The organism is Micropruina sp. (genome assembly GCF_047602085.1).
Lineage (GTDB): Bacteria > Actinomycetota > Actinomycetes > Propionibacteriales > Propionibacteriaceae > Micropruina.
Map to the genome: position 1 here is coordinate 14600 of NZ_JASGID010000007.1, position 12387 is coordinate 26986.

The 12387-nt window shown below is 67.6% G+C and carries 12 protein-coding genes; all 12 read left to right on the forward strand.

The genetic code is table 11. From position 1 onward, the window contains the following. Positions 1-772: 772 nt before the first annotated feature. The 12 genes from thrS (at position 773) to gcvP (ending at position 12206) form a co-directional block, all read left to right on the forward strand. On the forward strand, positions 773-2791 hold the full coding sequence (gene thrS, locus QM721_RS12580) for a threonine--tRNA ligase (RefSeq protein ID WP_415122510.1): 2019 nt from the start codon (positions 773-775) through the stop codon (positions 2789-2791). A gap of 4 nt (positions 2792-2795) precedes the next feature. Beyond that, a complete protein-coding gene (locus tag QM721_RS12585) occupies positions 2796-3359 on the forward strand; it encodes an HIT family protein (RefSeq protein ID WP_415122512.1) in 564 nt (187 codons plus the stop codon). 26 nt (positions 3360-3385) lie between these two features. Beyond that, positions 3386-4024, forward strand: coding sequence for a CDP-alcohol phosphatidyltransferase family protein (locus QM721_RS12590; protein WP_415122514.1), 639 nt, complete (start codon positions 3386-3388; stop codon positions 4022-4024). A 47-nt stretch (positions 4025-4071) separates the two neighbouring features. Then, positions 4072-4830, forward strand: a complete 759-nt coding sequence (locus tag QM721_RS12595; protein ID WP_415122516.1) for a DUF881 domain-containing protein — start codon at positions 4072-4074, stop codon at positions 4828-4830. Positions 4831-4842: 12 nt separating this feature from the next. After that, positions 4843-5175: a small basic family protein gene (locus tag QM721_RS12600; RefSeq protein WP_105185492.1), complete on the forward strand. Its 333-nt coding sequence runs from the start codon at positions 4843-4845 to the stop codon at positions 5173-5175. Then, positions 5168-6031, forward strand: coding sequence for a DUF881 domain-containing protein (locus tag QM721_RS12605; protein ID WP_415122519.1), 864 nt, complete (start codon positions 5168-5170; stop codon positions 6029-6031). The genes QM721_RS12600 and QM721_RS12605 overlap by 8 nt, the downstream gene beginning before the upstream one ends. A 95-nt stretch (positions 6032-6126) precedes the next feature. Next, positions 6127-6507, forward strand: coding sequence for a glycine cleavage system protein GcvH (gene gcvH / locus QM721_RS12610; protein WP_415122521.1), 381 nt, complete (start codon positions 6127-6129; stop codon positions 6505-6507). Positions 6508-6591: 84 nt separating this feature from the next. Beyond that, complete coding sequence (locus tag QM721_RS12615; protein WP_415122523.1) at positions 6592-7098, forward strand: FHA domain-containing protein; 507 nt, start codon at positions 6592-6594, stop codon at positions 7096-7098. Between the two features lie 6 nt (positions 7099-7104). Then, positions 7105-7806: a MerR family transcriptional regulator gene (locus QM721_RS12620; RefSeq protein ID WP_415122525.1), complete on the forward strand. Its 702-nt coding sequence runs from the start codon at positions 7105-7107 to the stop codon at positions 7804-7806. Between the two features lie 10 nt (positions 7807-7816). Continuing rightward, a complete protein-coding gene (locus QM721_RS12625) occupies positions 7817-8287 on the forward strand; it encodes a bifunctional nuclease family protein (protein WP_415122527.1) in 471 nt (156 codons plus the stop codon). 181 nt (positions 8288-8468) lie between these two features. Beyond that, positions 8469-9044 carry a MerR family transcriptional regulator gene (locus QM721_RS12630; protein ID WP_415122529.1) on the forward strand — a complete coding sequence of 192 codons (576 nt, stop codon included), beginning with the start codon at positions 8469-8471 and terminating at the stop codon, positions 9042-9044. A 309-nt stretch (positions 9045-9353) separates the two neighbouring features. Further along, positions 9354-12206: an aminomethyl-transferring glycine dehydrogenase gene (gcvP, locus tag QM721_RS12635; RefSeq protein ID WP_415122531.1), complete on the forward strand. Its 2853-nt coding sequence runs from the start codon at positions 9354-9356 to the stop codon at positions 12204-12206. Positions 12207-12387: the final 181 nt, after the last annotated feature.

Below are 12387 nucleotides of genomic sequence, written 5' to 3' on the forward strand. Positions count from 1 at the left end.
CAGCCCGGGTTGCGTGTTGCTCGTGGGTGGGTGGGTGTGCGGCGATTCGGGAGTTATGGCGTCGGTCGGCGCCCGTTGCGCAGCCCTGCGCGCCGAAATGGGTGTTATGTCTGCCATGGCGGCAGGTCATAACGCTCATTTCGGCGCGTCGGGACAGAATTGTGACGCTGCCGTGGATCAATACGCCCATTTCGCGGCAGGCGCCCAGCAGCCACCGATCGATGGATCGAGGCCAAGCAAACGCTGGTCTGTCTTGGTCGAGCTTGTCGAGACCTCGGTCATCACGCTGGCGTAAGGGGTTTCGACAGGCTCGACCAGCGGTGGGCGCATTGATCAGTGCTCCCCCGAGGAGCGGCGACGGCTCCTGGTCAGCGGGCAGCCAAGTCACCCATGGGGGGGACAGTTTTGAGTGGAACCCCGATTGGCGCCGCCGTAATGTTTCTTCCCGGGGGACAGCCACCAAACCTTCACCGGGGGGATTCGAAGGTAAGGCGGTTGCCAATAAGGGGAGGGGAGAGGCTCTGACAAGGAGTCTTGAATCCTGACTTGTGCGAGACCGGGTTCCGACCGGGGGGATCGGAACCCGGTCTCGCTGTGTTCGTCCACGGGTGTCGTGGCGTTGCCGTGCAGCAACGCCAACGCGAACCGGGGCGCCGCCGACGACGGCGGCCAAGCTGTGGCGGCCGGGCGCCCATGCGACGGGTGGATTGCGGCACAATGGGGTCGCACCCGAGTCCGGGCGCATATTCCCGCTCCGGAAGGAAGTCTCGTCGTGTCTGTCTCCATCACCGTGGTGCGCCCCGATTCGCGCGAAGCCCGGGCGGTTGAGACCCACACCACCGGGCTCGACCTGTTCGGTCAGGATCGAACCGTGGTCGCCATGCGGGTCAACGGCGAGCTGCGCGACCTGGCCCGTGAACTCGGCGCAAACGACGTCGTCGAACCGGTCGCCGTCGACAGCCCCGACGGGCTGAACATTCTGCGCCACTCCACCGGCCATGTCACCGCTCAGGCCGTGCAGGCGCTGTACCCCGACACCAAGCTCGGCATCGGCCCATTCATCACCGACGGCTACTACTACGACTTCGACACCGAGCGTCCGTTCACCCCCGACGACGTGGCGGCGATCGAGAAGCAGATGGGTCAGATCGTTCGCGAACGGCAGCGGTTCGTACGGCGCGTGGTCAGCGACGACGAGGCTCGCGCCGAGCTGGCCTCCGAGCCGCACAAGCTGGAGCTGATCGGCATCAAGGGCAACACCGAAGGCACCGAGGGTGCCGGTGTCGAGGTGGGCGGTGGCGAGCTGACCATCTACGACAATGTGCGCCGCGACGGCAGTGTCGCCTGGAAGGACCTGTGCCGGGGCCCGCACGTGCCGCACACCGGCTACCTGAACGCCTACTCGTTGATGCGGACGTCCGCCGCCTACTGGCGCGGCGACCAGCGCAACGCGCAGTTGCAGCGGGTCTACGGCACCTCGTGGCCGACCCGCGACGACCTGAAGGCCTACAAATTCCGGCTCGAAGAAGCGGCCAAGCGTGATCACCGCAAGCTGGGCACCGAACTCGACCTGTTCAGCTTTCCCGACGAGATCGGCTCCGGGCTGCCGGTCTTTCACCCCAAGGGTGCGATCGTGCGCATGGAGATGGAGGACTACAGCCGGCGCCGGCACGTCGAGGAGGGCTACCAGTTCGCCTACAGCCCGCACGTCACCAAGGCGCAGTTGTTCGAGACTTCCGGTCACCTCGACTGGTACGCCGACGGCATGTACCCGCCGATGCACCTCGACGAGGAGCGGGACGCCGACGGCAACGTCCGCCGGCAGGGGCAGGACTACTACATGAAGCCGATGAACTGCCCTATGCACTGCCTGATCTACCGTAACCGGGGGCGGTCATACCGTGAACTGCCGTTGCGGCTCTTCGAGTTCGGCACCGTGTATCGCTACGAGAAGTCCGGCGTGGTGCACGGGCTCACCCGGGCTCGCGGATTCACCCAGGACGACGCGCACATCTTCACCACGCAAGAGGAGGTCGGCCCCGAACTGGAGCGGCTGCTCACCTTCGTCCTGCAGTTGCTGGCCGACTACGGCCTCGACGATTTCTACCTGGAGTTGTCGACCCGCAACCCCGACAAGTCGATCGGCGACGACGAGACCTGGGAGGTGGCCACCGACACGCTGCGCGAGGTGGCCGAGCGCTCCGGTCTTGACCTGGTGCCCGACCCGGGCGGCGCCGCCTTCTACGGCCCGAAGATCTCGGTGCAGGCGCGCGACGCCATCGGCCGCACCTGGCAGATGTCGACCATTCAACTCGACTTCTTCGAGCCCGAGCGGTTCGAGCTCGAATACACCGCCGCGGACGGCAGCCGCAAACGTCCGGTGATGATCCACCGCGCGCTGTTCGGTTCGATCGAGCGCTTCTTCGGGGTGCTCACCGAGCACTACGCGGGGGCGTTTCCGGCGTGGCTGGCCCCGGTGCAGGTGGTCGGGCTGCCGGTGGCTGAAGAGTTCAACGACTATCTGGGCGGCGTGCTGGAGCAGTTGCGCGGCAAGGGCGTCCGGGTCGAGCTGGACGCCTCGGACGACCGGTTCGGCAAGAAGATCCGCAACGCCTCGAAGGGCAAGGCGCCGTTCGTGCTGATCGCCGGCGAGGCCGACCGTGACGCGGGGGCGGTGTCGTTCCGGTACCGGGACGGGTCGCAACGCAACGGGGTCGCCATCGACGAGGCCGTCGCTCGGATCGTCGATCACATCGCCAGCCGGTCCAACGCCGACCCGACCGCGGCCTGAGCAGATGCCGGAATTCCCCGCGGACGTCGTCGTCGAATCCGACGGCGAACGTCCTGGGGCGCCGGACGCCTTTCAGCGGCTCTGGACGCCGCACCGCATGGTCTACATCGGCGGCGAGAACAAGCCGGCCGACGACACCGCGGGCCAGTGTCCGTTCTGCCTGGCGCCGCAGCGTGACGACGCCGACGCACTGATCGTTCGCCGCGGCCGGGTCGCCTACGTGGTGCTGAACCTCTACCCCTACTCACCGGGCCACCTGCTGATCTGCCCGTACCGGCACATCTCGGACTACACCGAGGTCACGGACGCCGAATTGCACGAGATCGCCGCACTCACCCGGCGGGCCATGACGGTGATCCGTTCGGTGAGTAAACCAGCCGGGTTCAACCTGGGCATCAACCAAGGTGAGGTGGCCGGCGCGGGCATCGCGGCCCATCTGCACCAGCATGTTGTGCCGCGCTGGCTCGGCGACGCGAACTTCCTGCCTGTGGTGGCACAGACCAAGGCCCTGCCGCAACTGCTGGCCGACACCCGTGCGCTGCTCGCCGACGCGTGGCGCGACGACTGACCCGAGCCGCCCGTTAGTCTGGCAGGGTGTCAACCGGCGAGCCCTACGACACCGAGCGCATTTTCACCCTGCCGAATGTCTTGAGCTTCATTCGCCTGCTCGGTGTGCCACTGTTCCTGTGGCTGTTACTGGCGCGCCACTACGACCTGCTCGCCGTGGCGGCGCTGGCCTTTCTGGGTGCTACCGACTGGGTCGACGGTTACCTTGCCCGCAAGTACAACCAGCGCTCCAGGCTGGGCCAGGTGCTCGACCCGCTGGCCGACCGGCTCTACATCTTGGCCACGCTGATCGGGCTCGCGATTCGCGGCATCATTCCGTGGTGGCTGGTGCTGCTGCTGCTCTCGCGTGACGTGCTGATGGCAGCTGTCGTGCTGCCGCTGTTGCGCACCAGGGGCTTCATCACCCTGCCGGTGCACTTTCTGGGCAAGACCGCTACGTTCTGCCTTCTCTACGCCTTTCCCATGGTGCTGCTGGGTGCCGGCCCTGAGCCCTGGCAGTTGTGGTGCCGCATCATCGGCTGGGCCTTCGCCATGTGGGGGGCCGGGCTGTACTGGTGCGCAGGCCTGATGTACTTCGGCCAGACCTTGGACGTGCTGCGCCGCTTTCCACCGGTGGGCAAGCACGAACGCCCCTCGACCACCGCAGCGGTCACCGGGTCGGGATGAGTCCGCAGGCTGCAGCCCGGCGTAGGGCGCGTCGCGTCGACGAGAGCATGAACCTGCTCACCGACCTGTCTCGCGACGCCCTTGAGCCGACGTATCGAACCGCCGGCCCGCGCCGGCGCCGGCGCTGGCTGGTGACCTGCGCCATGCTCGCCATCGGGCTGATGATCGGCGGTTCGATCGGCGACCGGCTGCGAGCAGCCCCGGCCGAGGCGTCCGAGCGTGACCAACTCGTGCAGCGCATCGAACAGGCCAACACCGACTCGGACGCCCTGCGTGCCCGAATCGCACAGCTCGGGGTCGAGAACCGGGCGCTGTCCGACCAGGCGCTGGCCAAAGACCCCGCGGCCGTCGACGTGCAGCGCCAGATCGCCGACCTGGACCCGGTCACCGGCATGCGTGCGGTCACCGGGCCCGGGGTGGTGCTGGTCGCCGACGATGCCGAAGACACCGACCGCAGCGGCAGCAAGGTGGTCGACGTCGACGTTCGCCAGGCCGTCAACGGGCTGTGGCAGGCCGGCGCCGAGGCGATTGCGGTGAACGGGCACCGACTGTCGTCGCGCACCGCCATCAGAGGGGCCGGCGACGCGATCACCGTCGACTACCGGTCGCTCACCCGGCCGTACCGCATCGAGGCGATCGGTGACCCGAACGGACTGCTGCGCTCCTTTCCGGGCACCGCCGGGGGAGCGTGGTGGACCTATCTGAAACAGAACTACGGCATTCGGTACGACCTCAACACGGCGGGTAGTCTGCGGCTGGAGGCAGACCCCGGCCTGGGTGTTCGGGTCGCCGGGCAGAAGCGTTGAGGAGGTGCCGCGTTGTTCGCCATCGTCGGCCTGATTCTCGGCATCGCCCTCGGCATCTATCTGGAGCCCACGTTGCCGGTGGGCCTGCAGCCATACCTGCCGATCGCGATCGTCGCGGCGCTGGACGCCCTGTTCGGCGGCTTTCGCGCCTATCTGGAGCGGGTTTTCGACGACAAGGTGTTCGTGGTGTCGTTCACCTCGAACGTGCTGATCGCCGCGCTGATCGTGTGGGTGGGCGACCAGATCGGAGTGGGGGCCCAGCTGTCGACGGCGGTCGTGGTGGTGCTCGGCATTCGCATCTTCACCAACGCGGCGGCGATCAGAAGGGCGTTGTTCCATGCTTGACCGCGAGGGCCTGACCAGCGACGACCGGCCCGAGGTGGCTGACGACGGGCCCGACGGGCCCGATCAATCTGACCAGCCCGACCAGCCCGACCAGCCCGACCAGCCCGACCGGGCTATCGACGAACTCGACCGGCGTGGGCCGATCGGCTGGCGTGAACTCGTCAGTGACTTCGTCAAGCCTGGACGCGCGCAGGTGATCTTCGCCGCGATTCTGCTGGTGCTGGGCCTGGGGGTAGCCATGCAGGTGCGGACGCAGGCCCAGCAGACCGACTACTCCACGCTGCGTCGCACCGACTTGGTGCAGATGCTGGACGACCTCAACTCCGAGAGCCGCCGGCTGGAGGCCGAGATCGCCCAGCTCGAAGAGACCAAACGTCAACTGCAAGGTGGGGCCGACCGCCAACGGGTGGCCCGCGAAGAGGCCCAGCGCCGGCTTGACGTGCTGGCGATTCTGGGCGGCACCGCGCCGGCGCAGGGCCCAGGCATTCGGGTGACGATCGACGACCCGAACCGCAAGGTGACCCCCGAGTTGCTGCTCAACACCGTTCAAGAACTGCGCGACGCCGGTGCCGAGGTGATGGCGATCAACAACACCGTACGGGTCGTCGCCTCCACCTGGTTCGCCAGCGGCCGGGGCGGAATCGTGGTCGACAACCAGACCGTGTCGGTGCCGATCTCGATCGACGTGATCGGCGAGCCGCATGCCCTCACCGAGGCGCTGCGATTCTCCGGGGGGCTGGTCAGCGAGGTGCAGAGTTCAAGCATCGGCGGAACCGTCACCATCGTCAGCGACGAGAAGGTCACCATCGAGGTGGTGGTCAAGGCGCCGGTCAACAAGTTCGCGAAGCCGGCCTGAGCCACACACACCGTGCGGTCATGCGATGTGGGTAGTGTTTGCGCAGGGTGCCCAGCATCCTTGCCCGCGTCCGTCCGTTGTTGAGGAGTCCGCCCGTGTATCCCGAGGATCTGAAGTACACCGACAAGCACGAGTGGGTGCGCAGCGGGAACGGTTCCACCGTGCGGGTCGGGATCACCGGCTACGCCGCCGACGCGCTGGGCGATGTGGTGTACGTATCACTGCCGCAGGTGGGTGAAGAGGTGGCCAAGGACGACGCGTGCGTCGAGGTCGAATCGACCAAGAGCGTCTCAGACGTGTTCTCGCCGGCCTCCGGTGTGATCACATCGGTGAACGAGATGCTCAACAGCACCCCCGAGGTGATCAACGCCGACCCCTACGGCGACGGCTGGATGTTCGAGCTCGAGGTCAGCGATCCGTCCGAATTCGACGAAACCCTCGATGCCGACGCGTACGCGGAATTGGTGGGAGAGTAGGCGAACCATCAACCTCTGGCTTAGCCTGAAGTTCACCAACCGTTACCCAGCTCGCAAGGGCATGCGTGCAGAAAGGTCTGGACGATGATCAGGTGCCCCGCCTGCGGACACGAGAACGCTGAAACCAACAACTTCTGTGCACACTGTGGCCATTCGCTGGCCGGCCAGGGGTCGTCTGGCGACACCACTCGCGTCGTGGCTGCGGTCGACAACCCCGACGATGGCGTCGGCGACGGCGTCGGTGACGACCTGAGCGCAGACGACCTGTCGGCGATCAGCCACCTGCCGGCCAACTCGGCGCTGCTCATGGTGCGGGAGGGCCCGGCTGCCGGTGCCCGGTTCCTGGTCAACTCCGACGTGACCACGGCCGGGCGTCACCCGCGCTGCGACATCTTTCTCGATGACGTCACGGTGTCGCGTAATCATGCCCGACTCACCCGCCATGACGGTCACATCTGGGTCGAGGACGAGAACAGCCTCAACGGCACCTACGTGAACCGCACCCTGATCAACGGTCCGGTGGCGTTGCGCCGTGGCGATGTGGTGCAGATCGGCAAGTTCCGCATGCTGTTCTTCAACCATGCGGGCTGACGGCATATGGCTTACGGACTTCGCAGCATCGGGCAGGTTCTCTCCGTCCTGAAGGCGGACTTCCCCGATGTGTCCATCAGCAAGATCCGCTTTCTCGAGAGCGAGGGGCTGATCGCGCCCGAGCGAGCGCCGTCCGGCTACCGGCGCTATGCCGAATCCGACATCGCGCGGCTGCGCTACATCTTGACCGTGCAGAAGTCGCACTACCTGCCGTTGAAGGTGATTCGTGAGCACCTCGAGGCGATGGATCGCGGCGAGGACCCGCCCCGGCTGGAGCCGTTGACCGGCGCGGCGGCGGCCACAGATGTGCCGTTGCCGAACGCCACGCCCGCCGGCCCGGCGCAGCGCAGCTCGAAGCGGCCGATTCGCATCACCCGGCGCGAACTGCTCGAACTCAGCGGGCTGTCTGAGGTGAGCCTGGCCGAACTCGAGCGACACGCGCTGGTCAGCCCGCGCCGCGGCACCGTCTACTACGGACGCGATGCACTCACCGTTGCTGTCGCAGCCCGCAAACTGGCCGCGTACGGCATGGATGCGCGGCACCTGCGCGTGGTCAAGCAGGCCGCCGAGCGTGAAGTCGGGTTGATCGAACAGGCGATCGCGCCGCACCTGCGCCGCAGCCAGTCGCCGCAGCAACTGGCCCAAGAGGTCATGCAACTGGTCATGCACGCCCACGCCGCGATCATGCGCTCGACGATGCCGCAGTAGGACGGCGACGATGCGCGAGCTGACGGTGGTCGAGGTGCGGCTTGAAGAAGAGGGCGGCTCGCCGGTACTGATCCTCGCCGAGGTCGAAGGGCCGCGGCAGTTGGCGATCTGGATGAGTGCCGCCGGTGCCGCGGGCATTCTCGAGGCCATGCAGGATGCAGATCACGATCATCCCTCCGGTCATGAGCTGATGCTGTCACTGGTCGAATCGCTGGGCGGCGAGGTCTCGGTGGCGCACATCGTCGGCCATCAGGAGGGCGTGTTCTACGCCGAGCTGATCGTCGATGGACGTCCGGTCACGGCCCGTCCCTCGGACGCCATCGCCGTGGCATTGCGGGCCGGCGTGCCGATCAGGGTGGCCGAGGCGGTGCTCGACGCGGTCGGCGTGGTGCTTGACCAGGAGGCCGACGAACCGGGCGGTGAGGATCAGGTCGAGCAGTTCCGGCAGTTCCTCGACTCGGTGAACCCGGACGATTTTTGAGGGTGGGGAGGGCCCGGCGTCGCCTGATCTCAACCCTGAGGTAAAGCTGGAGGGTTGGTAGGCTGTCGGCTACCACCGCGGCGTGTCGTTGACCATCGCAGCACGCCGGTTCTAGCGTCGTGGAGGTCAACACCTCGGCGCGGCCCGGGGCACACACCATCTGGTAGCGAAGGCGGGCAACGTGAACGGTCTGGACGAGGCGGCGGATCAGCCGGTGAACACCCAAGACCTGCTGTTCGACGGCGACTTCTCGCCGCTGCCCGAAGATCTCGGCTTCCGTGGGCCGGTGGCCTGCGGCGCGGCCGAGATCACCTACCGGCAACTCGACTACTGGGCACGCACCGGTCTGGTCGTGCCCGAGGTTCGTTCGGCCGGCGGTTCGGGAACCCAGCGCCTCTACAGCTTTCGCGACATTCTGCTGCTCAAGGTGATCAAGCGGCTGATCGACGCCGGCATCTCGTTGCAGCAGATTCGCACCGCTATCGATCACCTGCGCGCGCGGGGGGTGGACGACCTCACCGAGGTCACCTTGATGAGCGACGGCGTGTCGGTGTACGAGTGCACCTCTGACGACGAGGTGATCGACCTGCTGCGCGGCGGTCAAGGCATGTTCGGCATCGCGCTGGGCGGTGTCTGGCGCGACATCGAAGGCAGCTTGTCGACCCTGCCCAGCGAGCGCGCCCACCAGGAGGTCGCCGCGCCCGCGTCCGCCACCGACGAACTGTCGAAGCGTCGCCGGGCTCGCGCCGCCGGCTGAGCGCCCCCGTCGGTCGCCACCGCCTCACCCGATTGCACCCGTTCACGCACGCAGCTACGTGCAATGACCCACCCCTGCGCGGTGTGGGTGGCCAGCAGGACGCCCTGATTGCCCCGGTGCGCACCATGACGGCGCGCGAGATTACGTCACAGTCAGCCACGGCCCGAGCCTCCGGAGGCAAGCCGTCCACCATCTGTGACGTAATCTCACGGGCTCGGACGCCTGGTCACTGCTGTCGTCCTCGATTGGGGGCGGGATAGGTTGAGGGTGCGCTCACGAGGCGCGCGAAACACAACCACAGGAGAGCGAATGGCTGCCTTCACCAACCGTCATATCGGCGCCGTGGGCAACGATCGGGCCGCATTGCTCGAAACGGTTGGGTTCGACTCATTGGACGCGCTCGCCGAGGCTGCCGTGCCGGGCGCCATCGTGCTCCATGCCCCGCTGAACCTGCCTCCGGCGCTCGACGAGGCCGCCACCGCGGCCGAACTCGCCGGCCTGGCGGCCCTGAACCGTCCGCGGCGGGCGATGATCGGCCTGGGCTACCACGGCACCATCACCCCGCCGGTGATTCGCCGCAACGTGCTTGAGAGCCCCGCCTGGTACACCGCCTACACCCCGTACCAGCCCGAGATCAGCCAGGGCCGGCTCGAGGCGCTGCTTAACTTCCAGACCATGATCGGCGACCTCACCGGCCTGCCGACCGCCGGGGCCAGCCTGCTCGACGAGGGCACCGCGGTGGCCGAGGCCATGGCGATCGCCCGGCGGGTCACCCGCAAGGGCGCGGTGTTCCTGGTCGACGCCCAGGTGCTGCCGCAGACGCTCGCCGTGGTGCGCACCCGGGCCCTGGCCACCGGCATCGACGTGGTGGTGGTCGAGGGCGATCTGGTCGAGGCGCTGCAGAACCACGAGGCATTCGCGGTCGTGGTGCAGGTGCCGGGCGCAGACGGTGGGGTGCGGAGCGCCGAGGAGTTGCGAGCGATCGCAGCCACCGCGCACGACAACAACGCGACCGTGATCGCCGCGGCCGACCTGCTCGCCCTCACCATGGTGACCGCTCCCGGCCAGTGGGGGGCCGACATCGCGGTGGGCAGCAGCCAGCGCTTCGGTGTGCCGCTGTTCTACGGCGGGCCGCACGCGGCCTACATCGCCGTGCGCCACGGCCTGGAGCGGCAACTCCCCGGACGCCTGGTCGGCCTCTCGGTCGACGCCGACGGCACCCCGGCGCTCCGTCTGGCCTTGCAGACCCGCGAGCAGCACATCAGGCGCGACCGGGCCACGTCCAACATCTGCACCGCCCAGGTACTACTGGCCGTCACCGCATCGCTGTACGCCGTTTACCACGGCCCGCACGGCCTGCGGGCGATCGCCGCGGGCATCCACCACAAGGCACGACGCCTGGCAGCCGCGCTGGCGTCGGTGGCCCCGTTGGCACACGAATCATTCTTCGACACCCTCACGCTTTCGGTTCCCGGACGGGCCGCCGGCATCGTCGAGACCGCGGCCCAGGGCGGCGTGCACCTGCGGTTGGTGGACGCCGACCACGTGGGCGTCAGCGTCGGCGAAGACACCACCGAGGCCGATCTGGCCGCGGTCGCCGCCGCCTTTGCGGTGGGAGCCCCGGGGGAGGCCACGCTGGGCGACCTGGCCGGGCACGACCGCGCGATCGACTACCTGAGCCACCCGGTGTTCAACACCCGGCACAGCGAGACCGAGATGCTGCGCTACCTGCGTGCGCTGTCCGATCGTGACTTCGCCCTCGACCGCGGCATGATCCCGCTCGGCTCGTGCACCATGAAGCTGAACCCGACCACCTCGATGGAGGCAATCGGCCTGCCCGGCTTCGCCGACCTGCACCCGTTCGCCCCGGCCGCCGACGCCCAGGGCTACCTGCGGCTGATCGATCTGCTGTGTGCTGCGCTGGCCGAGATCACCGGCTACGACCGGGTCTCGGTTCAGCCCAATGCCGGTAGCCAGGGCGAGTTCGCCGGGCTGATGGCAATTCGTTCCTATCACCTTGCCAACGGCGACGATCAGCGCACCGTGTGCCTGATCCCGGCGTCCGCGCACGGCACCAACGCGGCGTCCGCGGTGATGGCCGGTATGAAGGTCGTGGTGGTGAAGACCGCCGACGACGGGTCGATCGACCTGGCCGACCTGCGGGCCAAGATCGAGGCGAACGCCGACACTCTGGCCGCGATCATGGTGACCTATCCGTCCACCCACGGCGTCTACGAAGACACGATCACCGAGTTGTGTGCTCTGGTGCACGAGACGGGTGGCCAGGTGTACGTCGACGGGGCCAACCTCAACGCGCTGCTCGGGTTGGCCCAGCCGGGCAGCTTCGGGGCCGACGTCAGCCATCTCAACCTGCACAAGACTTTCGCGATTCCGCATGGCGGCGGTGGCCCCGGAGTGGGGCCGGTGGCCGTGCGCGCCCACTTGGCGCCCTACCTGCCCAACCATCCGCTGCTGGCCGAGGCCGGCCCGGTGACGTCCTACGGCCCGGTCAGCGCGGCACCGTTCGGTTCGGCCGGCGTGCTGCCGATCAGCTACGCGTTCATCACCATGCTCGGCGCGGACGGCTTGAAGCAGTCCGGCCAGTCGGCGGTGCTGGCCGCGAACTACGTCGCCAAACGGATCGGCGAGCACTACCCGATTCTGTACACCGGCGCCCACGGTTTGGTGGCCCACGAGTGCATCGCCGACCTGCGTCCGCTCACCAAGGCCACCGGGGTGACCGTCGACGACGTTGCCAAACGGTTGATCGACTACGGGTTTCATGCGCCGACGATGAGCTTTCCGGTGTCTGGCACGCTGATGATCGAGCCCACCGAGTCCGAATCGAAGGCCGAGCTCGACCGGTTCTGCGACGCCATGATCGCGATTCGGGCCGAGGCCGACGCTGTTGGGGCGGGGCAGTGGCCCGCCGACGACAACCCGTTGCGCAACGCGCCGCACACCCAGCATCGGGTGGTGGCAGACGACTGGACGTACCCGTACTCGCGTCGGCTGGCGGCCTACCCGGGTGGGCTTGTGCTGGGCAGCATCGGCACGGGTTCCTCTGACAAGTACTGGCCGGCCAGCGCCCGCATCGACGGCGCCTACGGCGACCGCAATCTGGTCTGCTCGTGCCCGCCGCTCGACAGCTTTGCCGAGTAGTAGCACACGGGGCGGGGCAGCGCTCACGCTGCCTGATCGTCATGGGGAGTCTGTCATCGCGGCTTCGGCTGGTTCGAGCGTCGAAACCCACTGTCACTGTGGTCTCGAGAAGCTGACTGTGGTCTCGACAAGCTCGACCGACGAAATGATGGGCGCTTTCCTCAGGCACGGCTGCGGTGCT